Raw genomic sequence first — 15296 nt, 5'->3', positions numbered from 1 at the left:
GTCGGACCGTCCTCGATCATGCGCATGAGCGCGGCGCGATGTTCGTTCTTCAAGAGCGACGGTTGACCCGGCGCCTTGCGGTCAACGAGGCCACTCTCGCCATGCGCATTGAAGCGCAAAACCCAGTCGCGAACGACCTGGAGCGTCACGCCGCCAATCTTCGCCGCCTCGCCGCGCGGCGCGCCGTCGTAAATTGCGGCGAGCGCCAGGAGCCTGCGTGCCTGAGGCCCATCTTTCGCGCGCTTCGCAATCGCCCGAAGCGCATCCGCGTCAAAGTCTTCCCGCAGTCCAATCGCAGCCGCCATGGCGAACCCCCTGGAGTTCGCCAACTAGAATCAGACGAAAGCCGATTCGTGAAGACCCAATGAGTCTGCTTCAATGGGGATCGGTATAATCCCTCAGCCGCGCGATTAGCGCCTGCGCGGCTAAGCTGGTAGCGCCTCTGAAACAACGCGTTCGCGAGGCTTTCAGACAAATATGATTGGCTGATGAAGGGCCTTCATCGGCACCGGCGCACTGATGCGCAACATCGCCCGGCTACGAGACCTGGCGCGTCACCGGCATCTCGCCCAATGACGCGCAGGCCGCGATTACTCGCAAATCGCATATCCAAAGCAAAAATCGTCGCCGTTGGGCGACGGACGCGAGAGCATGGTCGTTGCGCTCGCGACGCTTGCCGCGAACATGAATAGCATCAGGACATACACAACCAACTTGCGCATGACGGGCCCCACCTTCCGTCTATCGCTGAAAATTTGAAAGGCGCGGCGCTCCGCGTCTCCGCTCTTTCGAGCTTCGACCTCGAACGCGCCGGCCTTTCAAGAAATAAACGCAATGTGGGCGCGCGCGTTCCACGGAACTTGCGCAAAGCATCAAAATTTATTGGCAAATCGCATAACCATAGCAAACGTCCGAGGGATTAGCTTTCGCGGACGACGCGAGGTAAGCGCCGGCGCTGGCGAATTCCAGCAAAAGAACGCAAACCACCAGGCCTAACCAGCCCATGCTTGTCGTCGGACGCATCATGACTTCCCCTCCTCCGTCGCCCGCACTCTGCGAGCATGGCGACTTTAGGAGCGCCGTCGATCTGACGCAGTGCGACGGCGCACATGTTCGCGCATGTGGAATTTCAAGCTCGCGTCTTGGCGGCTCTACAGGGGTTTTGGGGCGAACGCAGCCGATGCGAAAGATATTGCCTCATCAGAATAGATGACGCCCTCTCGCAATGCGCGGAGGGCGTCAACTCAAATCTTGAAGTCGGTAAAGGACTTAGAGCACGGTGACTTTCGTGCCGACCTTCACGCGGTGGTAAAGATCGATTGCATCGATATCGCGCATGCGGATGCAGCCCGAGGACACGGCCTGTCCGATTTTGTCCGGCTCATTGGTGCCGTGAATGCGATACAGCGTGTCCTTGCCGTTCTGATAGAGGTAGAGCGCACGGGAGCCGAGCGGATTGTCGGGACCGCCGGGCAGACCGCCGGCGTCCGCCGTCGGCTGAAGATGCGGCCAGCGCTCGAGCATGTCCTTGGGCGGAATCCAGCGCGGCCATTCCTGCATAGCCCCAACATAGGCCCGTCCGGTGAAGGCCATCGCGTCCTGGCCGGTGGCGACGCCGTAGCGCACCGCCTTGCCGCCCGGCATGACATAGTAAAGAAACTTGGAGCGATTATCGACGATGATCGAGCCGACCGGCTCGTTCGTCTTGTAATCAACCATGTAGCGCTCGTATTGCGAGCTGACCGAAGCCTTCGGGGCGAGCGCCATGAATTCGGCGTCGCGCCCGCTCAGCCTCGGATCTGGAAGGGCAGTCCCTCCGTTGCAGCCGGCAAGACAGACGGCTAAAAGCGCTGGCACCGTCACATATCTGAAATTCATTTTGGGCACTCCTTTCCGCCGCGAAACTTTCGTTACGATTTTCTTATCATGAACTTTGGCGCTGGGATCACGTCTTCGGAATTATTCCCTTACTGTTGCACCGGCGCCACGCGAACCGGCGCGAGGCCTCGCTTGAGCTGTACAGTTTCTTTTTCATGGACAGAAAGCCTAGGAAGGCCGAAAACTAATGTTTCGATTAGCATAGCGCCGCCCGCCTGGAGTGCGTCGCAGCATTGAAAACCCTTCTCGTCACGCACGAAAGCGGTCTCCACCATGAGATGGGACCCGGCCATCCCGAGCGGCCCGAACGGTTGCGTGCGATCGAGCGCGGCTTGGATCAGACGCGATTCGCTCCCTTGACGCGGATGAGCGCGCCCTTGGCGGAGTCGGAAGCTCTGCAACGCGTTCACCCGCAATCCTATCTCGCCGCCCTTGAACAAGCCGCGCCGCGCGAAGGCTATTCCGCGCTCGACTGCGATACGCTGATGTGCCCGAAGACGATCGAGGCGGTCTGGCGCGCCGCCGGCGGCGCCATCTCCGCCGTCGACGAGGTGATGTCGGGACGAGCCGACAACGCCTTCGTCGCCGCCCGTCCGCCGGGACATCATGCCGGCGCACACAATCCGATGGGCTTTTGCTTCGTCAACAATGTCGCCGTGGCGGCGCGCCACGCCCAGGCCGCGCATGGGGCGGAGCGGGTGGCGATCGTCGACTTCGACGTGCATCACGGCAATGGCACGCAAGAGATTTTCTGGGCCGACGAGACGGTGCTGTTTTGCTCGACGCATCAGGCGCCGTTCTATCCCGGCACCGGCGGACGCAATGAGACCGGAGCTCACGGCAATGTCGTCAACGCGCCGCTCCTCGCGGGGTCGACGGGAGACGCCTTCAAAGAGGCGATGGCTGACCGGATCCTGCCGCGGCTGCGCGACTTCGCGCCAGATCTGATACTGATTTCAGCAGGCTTTGACGCCCATGAGCGCGATCCGCTCGGCGGCTTACGGCTGCGCGAGGTCGATTTTTACGACGCAACCAAACGGCTGATGGACATCGCCGACAAGCGCTGCGGCGGCCGAATCGTCTCGATGCTGGAAGGCGGCTACGACGTCGACGCCCTCAGCCGCTGCGTGAATTCCCATGTGCTCGCGCTGTTGGGCGTCCAGGAGGCTGGCGCCTAGCGCGGCTGTGGCTATTGGTGGACGCTCATCGGAAAATGCAAAAGGGCCGGGAGCTGGCGCTCCGGCCCTTTTTCATTCCAATCGCCTGGATCAACAGGCGTGGCGAAAACTAGCCCTGGCGCGCCTTGTAGCGCCGCTGGACCTTGTTGATGATATAGACGCGGCCCCTGCGGCGCACGATCTGGTTGGCGCGATGGCGCGAACGCAGAGATTTCAAAGAGTTGCGGACTTTCATCGATCTCACCCCGGCAATAGTGAACTGGCCGGGATACGCCCAGCGCTTCGTTGGCCCCGCCTATGCCCTATTTCGCCCCGGCGATCAAGCCGGACCCGCCCGCGGTAGTGGGTCAGACCCACTACCCCGCCCGCTACGCGCTCAAAACCGCGCATTGGCGAAAAACCGCAGATTCGCGCCCGGCAGCAGCACTTCATCCTTCCGGAAGGAGACGCTATTGCGGATGTCCTCGTTGAGGAGATTGTCGCCGACCAGTCCCAGCCTCAATTCGCGGCTCAGCGGATCGCCCGGATCGAACAGCATTCGGTAACTGATCTCGGCCCGGAGCAGATTGTAGCCCTTCGTTGGCGTTTCATTGGTTGGGTCGATATTGCGCTGCGCGAAGGCGTGCAGAAGATTGACCCGCGCCAACCAGTTGATGTCCCGCCAGAACAATCCGCCGCCGAGCCGCACCGGCGGGATTCGGGGGACGTTGCCGCCGCCCACGAATGTCGCCCGCACCACGTCAAACTGCTGCTCCACGCCGAAAACGCCGTCGAGCAGCGGCGCGACGTCAAGCTGGCTTTGAAACTCGGCGCCGCGAAAGAGAGCGTTGCGCTGCGCATAGAACGCCTGGCGCAGATCGCCCTCGCCGTCTAAGGCGCAGCTCGCAATATCACCCTCGCAGAGAGCGCCGGTGAGATTGCGGAAGATGAATCCATCGAAGCGCGTGAGATAGGCGGTCGCCTCGAAGCGGAAGGGACCGAGCGGGCGGCGCAGGCCGATTTCGATGGTCTTGGCCGCTTCAATTCCGAGATTCGGATTGCCGATGTCGAAGGTCCCCGTCGCTTCGTGAACGCCACGCGAAAAGAGCTCGGGGGCGCGCGGCGCGCGTTCGACATATTGCGCGGTCAGGCTGGCGACGACGCCTTCCGGGAGATCCTGCAGAAAGCCAAAGGCCCCGCTCTTTGGCGTGAAATTTCGCACGCGGGCGACTTGCAGCCCAGGCTCAATCAGGAATTCCGGAGATTCGCCGGAGACGAGGAGTTCGGGAAATGCGCCGGAGACGGTCGCATGTTCGATGCGCCCTGCAAGCTGCATTCTCGATGTGTCGGTCAGTCTGAATTCGTTGAACCAGTAACCGGCGACGCTTCGCGTCCGATTGGGGTCGAAGAGTCCGCCCTCGCGTCCGGGCGCGGTCAGGATCTGATGCATGCCCTGAACGCCGAAGGCGCTGGTCAGAGTCGCGAAGGACAGGTCGACTGGGCGAAGCTGCGTTTCGACGCGGGCCTCGAGATCCTTGTTGGTGAAGGTCTGCTGAACGCCGTTGAAGCCCTCCTCATTGGCGAGTTCATGGTGCTTGTAGTCGGTCAGACCCGCCCAGAAGCGGACCGCTTCGATATAGGCCGACTGCGGACGGAACTCGCCCTTGGTCGTCACGCGCGTCTGGCGAAGCTCGATGCGCGTATTGGTCTCCGTCGGCTCAATGCCGGGGATGTGATAGCGCGAGTTGAACTGCGTCACCGCGACGCCGACGAAGTCGCCATCGAAAAAATAGGACCCGCCGACCGAACCGCCGGCCGAGCGCATCGACGAATTGGGCTGGCGTCCGAACACCGGCGGCGGCGGATCCGGCGGAAAAAGATAAGGATAGCCGGAAATCAGATAGTCGCTGCTGCGACGGCCATGGACATCTATGTGGAAGGCGACATTGCCGCGGCCGACGTCGAGCAGCGTCGCGTTTTCCAACGCGTTGTCCACGGTCATCACCGCGCCGCGAGTCTCGATGACCGAGCAACCCTCCGTCTCGGCCGTAGGGATGAAAGCAAGACGGCACGGCAAGGCCGTGGGAATGCGGTTGTTCTCGACATTGACGACGCCGCCGATCGCTTGCGACCCCCAACGAAGCGTCGCGGGGCCGCGCACCACCTCGACCTGGCTCGCGGCGACGGGATCGAGCGGAACGGCGTGGTCTTCGCCAAGTTCCGAGACGCCGCTGTTGCTGACGCCGTTTTCCTGGATGCGCACCCGGTAGTTGTCGAGACCGCGCACGATCGGACGGCTCGCCGCGCCGGGCGCAAAGGTCGATCCGGTGACGCCCGGCTTGGCGAAAAGCACGTCGCCCAGCGTCGCGCCCGGCGAGCGCCGCAACTCCTCATTGGTGACGAACGTCACCGTCGCGAACTGATCGGCGACGATGGGGAGGACGCCTTGCGGCGCCACGGCCGTTTCGCGCGGCTCGGGTCCGCTCGGGCCCGCGACGCTGCGGCTGCGCCCGCCGGGCGCTGGGGGAGTCTGTGGCGGGGAGACGATCTTGGCGCGCTTGATTGGACTCACGGCGCCGACTTCGATCGGCGGCAAAGCCTGCTGAGCCCAGGCGCTCGTGACGCAGACAAAGAATCCCACCGTCGCGCCGCCGCAGACCGCCGCGCCGGCCAAAACGCACTTCCTCATGGACGCCGCTCTCGCTGATAATGTTATAACATAACATTTCAGATGGCGCGCTCGCCTGTCAATGCATTGTCGCCCTGCATGCAAAGGTCAGCGCCGCCTGTGGCCACGAGGCCACACTCGAAAGATCAGAAGGTCTCAGGCGGTCGCGCTCGTCTCGCCGGCGCGATACTTCTCCCAGCCGGCGGCGCGCAGCTTGCAAGCGGGGCATTTGCCGCAGCCATAACCCCAGTCGAAGCGGCGGCCCCTCTCGCCGAGATAGCAGGTGTGGGTTTCCTCGACGATGAGCCGCACCAGCGGTTCGCCGCCGAGCGATTCCGCCAGTCTCCACGTCTCGGCCTTGTCGATCCACATCAGCGGCGTTTGGATGGCGATGCTGCGGTCCATGCCGAGACTGAGCGCCTCCGCCATCGCCCGGATGGTCTGGTCGCGGCAGTCGGGATAGCCCGAATAGTCGGTCTCGCACATGCCGCCGACGAGATCGGCGATGCCGCGACGATAGGCGAGCGCCGCGGCGAAGGTCAGAAACAGCAGATTGCGCCCCGGAACGAAAGTATTGGGAAGCCCGTCGGCGGCGAAAGCGATCTCGGCGTCGCGCGTCAGCGCCGTGTCGGAGATGGCGCCGAGCGCCTCGATCGAAATCGTGCGATCTTCGCCAAGCCGCTCGGCCCAGGCGGGCGACAGCCGCGCCAGCCCTTCGCGCAGCCCCGCCCGGCGCGAGAGTTCGACTCGATGGCGCTGGCCGTAATCGAATCCGACCGTCTCGACGCGCTCATAGCGCGACAGCGCCCAGGCGAGGCAGGTGGTGGAATCCTGGCCGCCGGAGAAGAGCACGAGCGCGGCGGCGGATTTGGTTGGGAGGTCGTTCGTCATTGCGCCTAACTTAAATCATGGCTGAAAAACTGCGAGCGGACGTCACGCAGAACGCATGTCAAACAGCTTTCGCGGCGGCCTCACCAAGCGCGATGAGTTTTCCCATATCGAAGCCCAAACGAGATCGACATGCTGCTCTATAATACCCCGCTCGCGCCAAATCCCCGGCGCGTCCGCATTTTTCTGGCTGAGAAGAACGTCACGATTCCCGTGCGCGACGTCGACCTCATGGCGCAAGAGCATCAGAGCGAGGCCTATGCGCAAATTAACCCGCTGAAGGAGGCGCCAGCGCTCGTACTCGACGACGGCGCGGTGCTCACGGAATCCGTCGCCATCTGCCGCTATATCGAATCGCTTTATCCGGAGCCGGCGCTGTTTGGCCGCAGCCCGCGCGAACAGGCGTTCGTCGAGATGTGGCAGCGGCGGGTGGAATTCCACCTGTTCGCGCCGGTCGCGCTCGCCTTTCGTCACAGCCATCCGGCGCTGGCGAAGCTCGAGTCGCCGCAAATGCCGCAATTGGCGGAGCATCAGCGGCCGCGCGCGCAACAGATGATGCGCTTTCTCGACCAGGAACTTGCCTCGCGCCGCTTCATCGCCTCCGACGACTTCACCATCCCCGACATCACCGCGATCGTCGCGATGGATCTGGCGAAGCTTGCGCGAGTCGAGATTCCTCAAGATCTGCCGCATCTCACCCGCTGGCGCGCGGAAGTGTCGGCGCGTCCAACCGTCGTTCCCTGATGATACGACGCGTCTCCGGCAGGAAACTCGACGAGATCAGGGCGCGCATCCGCGCCTGTCGTTTCTGCGCGGAAACGCCCGAAGGCGCGAAACTGCCGCATGAGCCGAGGCCGGTGCTACGAGTGTCGCCCACAGCGCGGCTGCTGCTCGCGAGCCAGGCGCCCGGCAATCTCGTCAATCAAACCGGGATTCCGTTCAATGATCCCTCAGGCGATCGGCTGCGCGACTGGATGGGCGTCGATCGCGACACGTTCTACGACGTTTCGCGCATCGCGATCGTACCTATGGGCTTTTGCTTTCCGGGCAATGACGCCGCAGGCGGCGACCTGCCGCCGCGCCCCGAGTGTCGCGCCCGCTGGCACGACTCCCTATTTGCGACGCTGCCGCAGATCGAGACGGTCGTCGCGATCGGGCGCTATGCCCAGGACTATCATTTCGCGCGGTTGGGCAACGCCTTGCCGAGGGGCGCAAGCGTTACAAACATTGTCGCGCGCTGGCGCGAATTTCAGAGCGCCCGGCCGCTGATCTTTCCCCTGCCCCATCCGTCCTGGCGCAACAGCGGTTGGCTGAAGCGCAATCCCTGGTTTGAGGCCGAGGTCTTGCCGGCGCTGCGCGCAGAAGTCGCGCGGCTTATCAAAACGTGAGACAAGGCCCGAGTGACAAGCGTAATCATCGGAGACGGCGCGCGCCGAGTCGAAATCGGCAATGAGCTGGCGCTGACGCTCATCGCTGGCCCCTGCGCGCTGGAAAGCGCTGACATTGCGTTCACGATCGCCGACGAACTCGCCCGGCTCGGCGAGCGGCTGAACATCGGCGTCGTCTTCAAGGCGTCCTTCGACAAGGCGAACCGCACGAGCGGCGAAGCGGCGCGCGGCGTCGGGCTTGAGGCGGCCCTGCCGATCTTCGCCAAGGTGAAGGATAAGACCGGCCTGCCGGTGACGACCGACGTGCATGAGGTTTCCCAATGCGCGCGCGTCGCAAAGGTCGTCGACCTCTTGCAGATCCCGGCCTTCCTCTGCCGCCAGACCGATCTCATCGTCGCGGCGGCGAAGACCGGCCGTCCGGTCAACATCAAGAAAGGACAGTTTCTCGCGCCCTGGGACATGGTCCATGCCGTCGAGAAGGCGCGCGACGCCGGCGCCGCCGGCGTCCTCATCACCGAGCGGGGAACGAGCTTCGGCTATAACGCGCTCGTCGCCGACATGCGGGCGCTGCCGATATTGAAGGAGACCACCGGCGCGCCCGTTGTTTTTGACGCGACCCACGCCGTGCAGCAGCCAGGCGGACAAGGATCGTCGTCGGGCGGCGAGCGGCGCTTTGTTTCGACGCTCGCCCGCGCCGCCGTCGCCATCGGCGTCGCCGGGATTTTTATCGAGACGCATCCCGATCCCGGCGCGGCGATCTCGGACCGCACGACGCAAGTGCCGCTCGACGAGCTTGGCGCGCTGATCGAGGAACTCCTCGACTTCGATAGGCTCGCGAAGTCTCTACGCTAAGTCGCTAAGCGGTTTTTGCAGCCAGCGGATGATCGACAAGTGCGCGATCGATCGTGACGAGTCGCATCGCTTCGATTTTGCATTGTGCAAGCAACAAACGATCGAACGGATCGCGCGTGCGCGCCTCTGGGTCGACGGAGCAGAGCGCGTGCAGCGCATTGATTGAAATAAGTTCGACGCCCATCGTTTCGAGCAGTTCGGGAAGCGAGTCGAGATTGATCGCCAGTTCGAGCTTTCCCAGCCGCCATTTGATGGCGATCTCCCAGAGGCTGGCGACGCTCGCCACAAACTCCGCCTCTGGATTTACCAGCAGCGCCCTGACTCCCGCGTCGAAAGTGGCGATGCGTCTCTCGATTAAAGCGAGAAGAATATGCGTGTCGAGCAACAGCCTCATGCGTCGTCGGGCAATTGTCGGAGCAGAAAATCTTCCGGCAAGGGCGCGTCGAAATCTTCGGCGACGAAAGTGACGAGGGATTCGAGGCCATGGCGCTTCTTGAATTCGTCCACGGCCTCAAGCCGCAGCCCGGTCTTGCGCCGATGGGGGACAAGATCGAAGGCCGGCCGCCCATTGCGCGTCACGACAATCGTCTCGCCCTTCTCAACCCGGCGAGCGAGTTCAGTAAGGCGATTCTTCGCGTCTTTGATCGAGACCGTGGTCATAGCTATATAAGTAGCTACTTGTAGCCACAGCGTCAACGATCTGTCGACCTGCGCCTCGGCGGTCGCGAAGGACGGCAAGACTATCCCGCGTCCGCGTAATCCGTCAGCCAGCCGACCGCGATAATGACAAGCCCCATGCCGGCGAAAAAGGCGAAGGCCGGCTTCACGCTGAAAATATCGGGAAGAAAGGCGATGGCGATAAGCGTCGGGCCAACAATCCTTTCGACCCAGCCATGAAGCGTGAACGCCAGCCGCCGAAAGAGCCCAAGCGGAAATCGGGTCGCGAGCGTCATCGCCAAATGCACGGCCGCAAGCAGCCAGGAGAGCTGCGCCGGAACGCCGCCGAAACCGAGAACGGTTGGCGCGGCGAGGAAAATCAAAACCGTCAGATAGTCGAGATAGCCATGCAGGCGCGCCGCGATGAATTTCATCTTCGCTCCTCCCTCGCCGGCGGCGCGGATCGGCCGCCGCGCTTGTCGTTAAGGCGCGGCGCGGAGGCGGTCTGTCATCCGCATTACAGATCGGCGGATTTTTCTTTCGCGAGGGATCGCAGCGCGAGGTGATTGACGCAGATGAGGTCGCGCCGATAATCGAGCGCCCCCCGGCGCCTCAGATCATTCATGATCCGCGTCACGACCGGGCGGCTCGCGTGAACGAGATCGGCGATGTCCTGCTGCGTGAGCCTGATCTCCAGCGAATAGCCATGCGGGCAAGGCGCGCCGAAAGCGCGCGCAAGCTCGCCGAGAGTCTCGATCAGCCGGGTCGCGACTGTTTTGGTCTGGCGGTCGATCAGCTTGCGTTCCGCCCGCTCCCGCGACGCCTCCAGGCCGGCGCTGAGGAAGTTTGCAAAGGACGAGCTATTCGCGACGAGACGGTCGACGTCCGAAGGCGCGAACATCAGAACGCGCGCGTCGCCGATGGCGCTCGCGCTGTGCGCCGACGCTCTTCCAGGCGCCACGCGCCCGAAGAGATCGCCGGCCTGCGCGATGGCGAGCGTGATCTGCGCCCCGCTCTCGGCGATATGCGAAAGCCTGACCACGCCCCGCATCAAACAATGGAGAAAGCCCGGCTCCTCGCCCTGCCGATAGAGCGTTTCGCCGTCAGCGACGTCCGCTTCCCGCAGCGAAGGCGCGCAGAGCCGCCACTCGGCGATATTCGCCTGCGATAGCATGTCTAACCCGTCGTTTGTGCTGACCGGCATCCTATTAAAAAAAGCGAGGGCGCACGATCGCCGTCGCTGTCCGCGTCGCGGCTCTTTTCATTGAGACCCGTCCAATTCCGGACATGGCGATCTCGGCGCGAGCCATGCTATTTCTGCTTGCCGCGCCGGCAAAACATTTGAAAAGCGGGCTCATTCCGGTTCGGATTGCGTCCCGCATCGCCGCGCTTGCCGCAAAGGCGACGCTTATCCGCTCGGTCATGCTGGCGTGCTCCCGCTGGTCAATGGTATGAGCTTTGTTAGATAAGTGACTACGCGGTGAAAAAATTTTGCGCAGGCGGGCGGGAACATGGCGCTCAATCCTTTCGACGACCGAAGAGCAAACGTCAAAGCCAAGGTTGCGACGACATATGTTTTCATCGTCGCCGCGAATATTGTCGCCTGGACATGGGCGTGGACAGCGTTCTCGGAACGGCCGGGGTTAATGGGCGCTGCAGTTCTGGCCTTCATGTTCGGGCTTCGGCACGCTTTCGACGCTGATCACATCGCCGCCATCGACAATGTGGTCCGCAAATTGATGCAGGATGGCAAAACCCCCTATTCGGTGGGATTTTTCTTCTCGCTCGGCCACTCCTCGTTTGTTGCGCTCGCTTCGATCATGATGGCCGCGGCGGCCGTGGCGATGCAGGGCCAAGCGCATGACTTTCAAGCCCTCGGCGGCGCCATCGGCACGGTGGCGTCTGCTTCGTTCCTGATCGTCATTGGCCTTGCAAATCTTCTTGTGCTGAGCGGCGTCTGGTCGGCATACAACCGCGCCAGACGTGGCGAGCCGGTTCTTGAAGAAGACCTCGACCGTCTGCTCAACGGGCGAGGCTTTTTCACCCGGGTCTTGCGCCCCTTGTTCCGCTTTGTTTCGCGGTCGCCGCACATGTATGTCGTCGGCTTCCTGTTCGGACTGGGCTTCGACACGGCGACGGAGATTGGCCTGCTCGGAATTTCGGCGGGCCAGGCCGCGCAAGACATGTCGTTTTCGACGACTCTGGTGTTTCCGGCCTTGTTCACCGCCGGCATGTCGTTATTGGACACCACGGACAGCGTGGTGATGACCGGGGCCTACGGCTGGGCGTTCGACGATCCGCTGAGGAAACTTTGGTACAATCTGGTCATGACCGCGATGTCGGTGATCGTCGCCATTTTCATCGGCGGGGTGGAGGCGCTCGGGTTGATCGGCGATAAGCTCGGCTTCGAGGGAGGCATCTGGGGCGTCGTTCAGAGCCTAAATGGCAATCTGGCCAATTTCGGCATTGCAATCGCCGCAATCCTGATTGCGAGCTGGATCATTTCCTCGCTCGTCTATCGGACCAAAGGGCCGACGGCGGCCTATCCCCGGCGCAGTCACGATGAACTGGCGGTCGCGGCGCGAGGAGTCGTGAACTCCAAAATTCCAGGCATGAGCGCCTTTTTGCCGATCAGGAAGAAAGAGCGCGTCGCCTCCTTGCCTTTCAATTCGACGATTCCGCCGTCCAAGAACACATAATCGTCGTGGAGGCGCACCTTGACCGCTTCGGACACACGGATCTTGTCAGGCTGAGAGGTCGATTCGAAGCGGCTGGCGACATTCACGACATCGCCCCACAGATCATAGGAAAATCGCTTTTTTCCCACGACGCCGGCCGCCACTGTGCCGGTATGGATGCCCGTTCGCATCTGTAGCGGGTAAGGGAGCCCTTCCGCGAAATTCGTTATGAAACTTTGCGCGTCCAAAGCGAAGTTTGCGATGTGCTGACAATGCAACGGATCCCGGTTCGGGACCCCGCCGACCACCATGTAGCTGTCGCCGATCGTCTTGATTTTTTCGACGCGGTGCGTTTCGACCAATTCGTCGAATTTTTCGAATATGGCGTTGAGCATGTTGACGGTCGCGTGCGGTCCAAGCTTTGCCGAGAGCTCGGTGAATCCGACAATGTCGGAGAAAAATACCGTAACTTCAGGGAAAACTTCCGCGATCGTCTCTTCTCCGCCGCGCAGCCGTTCGGCGATGGCGGCGGGAAGAATGTTGTGCAGCAGCTTTTCCGAGCGGGAGCGTTCGATCTCCAGGTCCGACAAGGCTTTGCCCGAAAGCTTTATCTTGTCTTCGAGCTTGTCGAAAGCGACGTTCAGATTTGCAGCCATCGCGTTGATGGTCGTGGCGAGTTCGCTGATCTCGTCGCTGCCGAAGACCGCGGCTTGAGCGGCCAGATTTCCCGAACCGATCTCGCGAACGACCGCCATGAGCTTCGACGCGCGAACCGCGAAGCGGTTGCGTAAGAATATCAGGGAAAAAACAACCACTCCAAACAATCCGATATTCAAATATGAGTTGGCTTCAAACAATTGGTTGGCGAACGCCTGTTCTTGTGAAATCCGCTCAGCGTACCTATGCCGGATCAAGTCCTGCATCTGGGCAATTCTCGCGTCAGATCTCCATTGAGCTTGCGGTATTCGTCGCTAAACAGCAGCTTTGTCGCCAGAGCGCGATCAGGCTTACCCTTGCGGGAAAAGGTCCCGGCGCCGTCATCGAATTCGCCATCAACCGCATGCATTGCGGTGCGTTCGATAACGACTACCCGGTCCAGGAAGCTTCGCGCTTCCTTAAGCTTGTTCAATTCATGCGCAGTGACATTTTGGCTTAAGAAGCGGTCTTCGATGGAAACTCCGCCGTCGCTTTTCTTTTCGGGCGGCGGAATGATTCCGGCGTTCACGAGGTCCCAATAGCCAAAATCATAGTCTTTCGGTCGAGCGACTTTGCCGTTTAGAATGGCTTCGATCGTGTTGTACCACTCAACTCTTCTCGTATCGCTGTTCGAGATGTAACCTCTCGCAAAGCGCGTCTGCCACTGCGAGGAAAAAACCAAATCCTCAGCAAGCGTCGTCAGGGATTGCAACTCGCGATGCGAGGTCTCCAGATCCCGCTGAGCCCTTTCCAGAAAAACGCCTAACGCCAAATTGGCGCCTGCCAATGCGACGAGCAACAGAAAGAAGATCGAGAAAAAAGTCCGAAGCTTCATCGTCGCTCGCCCGGTGATCGGACGGTCTCGGCGTCAGGAGACCGTAGCGGCGCATAGGTAGGCGATTTGTTGGCGGGCGCACAAGGGCGCGAAGTTTGGACCCGCAATAGCCTAGCCTCGCCCGCGATAGGGCGGAACGCCCTGGTCCGGAAGCCAGAGTCCTTCTGGCGGCGCGCCGGTCTGCCAGAAAACATCGATCGGCATGCCGCCGCGCGGATACCAATAGCCGCCGATGCGCAGCCATTTCGGCGCCAGCGCCGCGACGAGATCGCGCGCGATTCGCAGCGTGCAGTCCTCGTGAAAGGCGCCGTGGTTGCGAAAACTTCCGAGATAAAGCTTAAGCGCCTTCGACTCGACCAGCCATTCGGCAGGGACATAGTCGATGACGATATGCGCGAAATCTGGCTGGCCCGTCACCGGGCAGAGCGCGGTGAACTCCGGCGCGGTGAAGCGCACCAAATAGGTCGCGTCCTTGTGCGGGTTGGGCACGAGGTCGAGTTCAGCCTCGTCCGGCGAAGCCGGCAGCGCGGCCTGCCGGCCGAGCAGCGCGGCGCCCTTATGCGTCTTGGTCATGCGCGTAACAATGCCGCCGCGTCGGCGGCGTCAAGCGGCAACCGGCTCACGGATCCCGCGAGTCCGGGCATTCTCCCGCGCGCAGAGTGATCGGATGCGCCGACATCCAGCCCGAAAGAAAGCGGTTCTCCGGGCTCTCCAGCGCTTTGAGCATCTCAACGCGCACGATTTCGAGCCATTTCTCGCGCCTGTCCGGCGTATTCATCTCCGCCGGCACGCCCAGGTCGATGGCCTTGACCGCGAATTGATAGGGCATCGTGTTCCAGAACGCGACGCCGCCGCGGTCGAGCATCGCCGACACGTCCTTTTCCGCAATATGCGCAATCGGCTCCTGCTCCGCGATCGGGACGGCGCCGGGCGCACCGCTTTTCGGCGCGACGATCGCGACGCCGTTGCGATAGAAGCGGTTCTGCTTCACCCCCTTGCGCATTGCGATCAGATTGCCGGCGACGACAAAGGTAACGCCCGAGCTATCGAGCGCGCATTTTAGCGTCCGATCGAAACAGTGGCTGGCGCCGACCATGAGCGCGCTGCATCCGGCCTCGACCCAGCGCGCCAGAGTTTCTGGCTTCACGTCAAGCACATAGGCGAGGCCCGGCATGTCGTCATATTGATATTCGCATCTTTGAATGAGATTCGCCGGCCAGCCCAGAAAATCCTCCTGCGCCGGCGCGCAGTTGGCGCGAACGGGGGATTTCTCCAAAATCGCCGTCGCGGCGGCGATATGCTCCGGCGACTGCGCCGAGGCGCCGACCTGAGGCCAAAGTCCGAAGCAGAAGCCGAATGCCGCGACGCCGCGCGCGAATCGCGTTGTGCTCAGGGCCATTCCAACCTCCCGCCGACCCCGTCGCGCTTGGCGGCGAACGCCCGCTCAATCGATCAAGCTCAAGGATAGGCGGGGGTCGCCGACAGTCAATGGAGTTCATTGCGCCATCGCCGCGCCGCAGCATCGTCGTGGCGAGAGCGCGCGCCCGACGCAGAAGCTTTTTGCGGCTGAGGCTTTTCCGGACGCTGCAATAGGTCTAA

General features: G+C 62.1%; 17 protein-coding genes and 1 pseudogene. 5 read left to right on the top strand and 13 right to left on the bottom strand.

What is annotated here, in order from left to right; genetic code table 11:
* Together QZ964_RS14455 and QZ964_RS14450 are read right to left on the bottom strand one after the other, a co-directional pair.
* Positions 1-305, bottom strand: a 305-nt coding sequence (locus tag QZ964_RS14455; protein ID WP_292531264.1) for a helix-turn-helix domain-containing protein, incomplete at its 3' end; no start/stop codon positions are given.
* A 964-nt stretch (positions 306-1269) separates the two neighbouring features.
* Entirely contained in the window at positions 1270-1878 is a 609-nt protein-coding gene (locus QZ964_RS14450; RefSeq protein WP_292532347.1) for a L,D-transpeptidase, read from the bottom strand.
* Between the two features lie 278 nt (positions 1879-2156).
* Here QZ964_RS14450 and QZ964_RS14445 point away from each other — a divergent pair, with 278 nt between their 5' ends.
* Positions 2157-3056 carry a histone deacetylase family protein gene (locus tag QZ964_RS14445; protein WP_367119277.1) on the top strand — a complete coding sequence of 300 codons (900 nt, stop codon included), beginning with the start codon at positions 2157-2159 and terminating at the stop codon, positions 3054-3056.
* Positions 3057-3165: 109 nt separating this feature from the next.
* Here the strand turns inward: QZ964_RS14445 and ykgO are convergent, their stop codons facing one another.
* The 3 genes from ykgO to queC all read right to left on the bottom strand — a co-directional run bounded on the left by ykgO (position 3166) and on the right by queC (position 6594).
* On the bottom strand, positions 3166-3291 hold the full coding sequence (ykgO, locus tag QZ964_RS14440; RefSeq protein ID WP_292532345.1) for a type B 50S ribosomal protein L36: 126 nt from the start codon (positions 3289-3291) through the stop codon (positions 3166-3168).
* A gap of 141 nt (positions 3292-3432) precedes the next feature.
* A complete protein-coding gene (locus tag QZ964_RS14435) occupies positions 3433-5724 on the bottom strand; it encodes a TonB-dependent receptor (protein WP_292532344.1) in 2292 nt (763 codons plus the stop codon).
* A gap of 135 nt (positions 5725-5859) precedes the next feature.
* Positions 5860-6594, bottom strand: a complete 735-nt coding sequence (queC, locus tag QZ964_RS14430; protein WP_292532343.1) for a 7-cyano-7-deazaguanine synthase QueC — start codon at positions 6592-6594, stop codon at positions 5860-5862.
* 129 nt (positions 6595-6723) lie between these two features.
* On the opposite strand from queC, the gene QZ964_RS14425 reads away from it, so the two are divergent.
* The 3 genes from QZ964_RS14425 to kdsA are packed head-to-tail and all read left to right on the top strand — an operon-like array spanning position 6724 to position 8831.
* Entirely contained in the window at positions 6724-7335 is a 612-nt protein-coding gene (locus tag QZ964_RS14425) for a glutathione S-transferase (RefSeq protein ID WP_292532342.1), read from the top strand.
* The gene (locus tag QZ964_RS14420; protein ID WP_292532341.1) at positions 7335-7979 is read left to right on the top strand and encodes a uracil-DNA glycosylase family protein; all 645 of its coding nucleotides are present in this window, start codon (positions 7335-7337) and stop codon (positions 7977-7979) included. The genes QZ964_RS14425 and QZ964_RS14420 overlap by 1 nt, the downstream gene beginning before the upstream one ends.
* Before the next feature lie 12 nt (positions 7980-7991).
* Positions 7992-8831: a 3-deoxy-8-phosphooctulonate synthase gene (gene kdsA / locus QZ964_RS14415; RefSeq protein ID WP_292532340.1), complete on the top strand. Its 840-nt coding sequence runs from the start codon at positions 7992-7994 to the stop codon at positions 8829-8831.
* Between the two features lie 4 nt (positions 8832-8835).
* Here kdsA and QZ964_RS14410 read toward each other — a convergent pair whose 3' ends face one another.
* From QZ964_RS14410 to QZ964_RS14395, 4 genes are all read right to left on the bottom strand, one after another.
* Positions 8836-9225: a type II toxin-antitoxin system VapC family toxin gene (locus tag QZ964_RS14410; protein ID WP_292532339.1), complete on the bottom strand. Its 390-nt coding sequence runs from the start codon at positions 9223-9225 to the stop codon at positions 8836-8838.
* Entirely contained in the window at positions 9222-9491 is a 270-nt protein-coding gene (locus QZ964_RS14405) for a type II toxin-antitoxin system Phd/YefM family antitoxin (protein ID WP_292532338.1), read from the bottom strand. Before QZ964_RS14405 ends, QZ964_RS14410 begins: the two co-directional genes overlap by 4 nt.
* Before the next feature lie 80 nt (positions 9492-9571).
* Entirely contained in the window at positions 9572-9922 is a 351-nt protein-coding gene (locus QZ964_RS14400; RefSeq protein ID WP_292532337.1) for a hypothetical protein, read from the bottom strand.
* Between the two features lie 83 nt (positions 9923-10005).
* Entirely contained in the window at positions 10006-10662 is a 657-nt protein-coding gene (locus QZ964_RS14395; protein ID WP_292532336.1) for a Crp/Fnr family transcriptional regulator, read from the bottom strand.
* Between the two features lie 337 nt (positions 10663-10999).
* Here QZ964_RS14395 and QZ964_RS14390 point away from each other — a divergent pair, with 337 nt between their 5' ends.
* The gene (locus QZ964_RS14390; RefSeq protein ID WP_292532335.1) at positions 11000-12187 is read left to right on the top strand and encodes a HoxN/HupN/NixA family nickel/cobalt transporter; all 1188 of its coding nucleotides are present in this window, start codon (positions 11000-11002) and stop codon (positions 12185-12187) included.
* Here QZ964_RS14390 and QZ964_RS14385 read toward each other — a convergent pair.
* The 4 genes and pseudogenes from QZ964_RS14385 to QZ964_RS14370 all read right to left on the bottom strand — a co-directional run.
* Positions 12178-12921, bottom strand: a pseudogene (locus QZ964_RS14385) (adenylate/guanylate cyclase domain-containing protein); the annotation flags it as partial. The gene QZ964_RS14390 and the pseudogene QZ964_RS14385 overlap by 10 nt on opposite strands.
* Positions 12922-13076: 155 nt before the next feature.
* Positions 13077-13697 carry a hypothetical protein gene (locus tag QZ964_RS14380; RefSeq protein ID WP_292532334.1) on the bottom strand — a complete coding sequence of 207 codons (621 nt, stop codon included), beginning with the start codon at positions 13695-13697 and terminating at the stop codon, positions 13077-13079.
* Positions 13698-13808: 111 nt separating this feature from the next.
* Positions 13809-14270, bottom strand: a complete 462-nt coding sequence (gene queF / locus QZ964_RS14375; RefSeq protein ID WP_292532333.1) for a preQ(1) synthase — start codon at positions 14268-14270, stop codon at positions 13809-13811.
* 46 nt (positions 14271-14316) lie between these two features.
* Entirely contained in the window at positions 14317-15096 is a 780-nt protein-coding gene (locus QZ964_RS14370; protein WP_292532332.1) for a hypothetical protein, read from the bottom strand.
* Positions 15097-15296 lie beyond the last annotated feature (200 nt).

The organism is Methylocystis sp., from assembly GCF_021731785.1.
Classification (GTDB): Bacteria; Pseudomonadota; Alphaproteobacteria; order Rhizobiales; family Beijerinckiaceae; genus Methylocystis.
The sequence above is the reverse complement of the archived record's forward strand: the minus strand, read 5'-3'. Positions and strand labels throughout refer to the sequence as shown.

Bases quoted from the DNA above. Each gene is read 5' to 3' on its own strand.
- QZ964_RS14400 (WP_292532337.1), bottom strand. From the start codon at position 9,922: ATGAAATTCATCGCGGCGCGCCTGCATGGCTATCTCGACTATCTGACG.
- QZ964_RS14380 (WP_292532334.1), bottom strand. From the start codon at position 13,697: ATGAAGCTTCGGACTTTTTTCTCGATCTTCTTTCTGTTGCTCGTCGCA.
- QZ964_RS14445 (WP_367119277.1), top strand. From the start codon at position 2,157: ATGGGACCCGGCCATCCCGAGCGGCCCGAACGGTTGCGTGCGATCGAG.
- QZ964_RS14405 (WP_292532338.1), bottom strand. From the start codon at position 9,491: ATGACCACGGTCTCGATCAAAGACGCGAAGAATCGCCTTACTGAACTC.
- queC (WP_292532343.1), bottom strand. From the start codon at position 6,594: ATGACGAACGACCTCCCAACCAAATCCGCCGCCGCGCTCGTGCTCTTC.
- QZ964_RS14450 (WP_292532347.1), bottom strand. From the start codon at position 1,878: ATGAATTTCAGATATGTGACGGTGCCAGCGCTTTTAGCCGTCTGTCTT.
- QZ964_RS14420 (WP_292532341.1), top strand. From the start codon at position 7,335: ATGATACGACGCGTCTCCGGCAGGAAACTCGACGAGATCAGGGCGCGC.
- ykgO (WP_292532345.1), bottom strand. From the start codon at position 3,291: ATGAAAGTCCGCAACTCTTTGAAATCTCTGCGTTCGCGCCATCGCGCC.
- QZ964_RS14390 (WP_292532335.1), top strand. From the start codon at position 11,000: ATGGCGCTCAATCCTTTCGACGACCGAAGAGCAAACGTCAAAGCCAAG.
- queF (WP_292532333.1), bottom strand. From the start codon at position 14,270: ATGACCAAGACGCATAAGGGCGCCGCGCTGCTCGGCCGGCAGGCCGCG.
- QZ964_RS14395 (WP_292532336.1), bottom strand. From the start codon at position 10,662: ATGCTATCGCAGGCGAATATCGCCGAGTGGCGGCTCTGCGCGCCTTCG.
- QZ964_RS14435 (WP_292532344.1), bottom strand. From the start codon at position 5,724: ATGAGGAAGTGCGTTTTGGCCGGCGCGGCGGTCTGCGGCGGCGCGACG.
- QZ964_RS14370 (WP_292532332.1), bottom strand. From the start codon at position 15,096: ATGGCCCTGAGCACAACGCGATTCGCGCGCGGCGTCGCGGCATTCGGC.
- QZ964_RS14425 (WP_292532342.1), top strand. From the start codon at position 6,724: ATGCTGCTCTATAATACCCCGCTCGCGCCAAATCCCCGGCGCGTCCGC.
- QZ964_RS14410 (WP_292532339.1), bottom strand. From the start codon at position 9,225: ATGAGGCTGTTGCTCGACACGCATATTCTTCTCGCTTTAATCGAGAGA.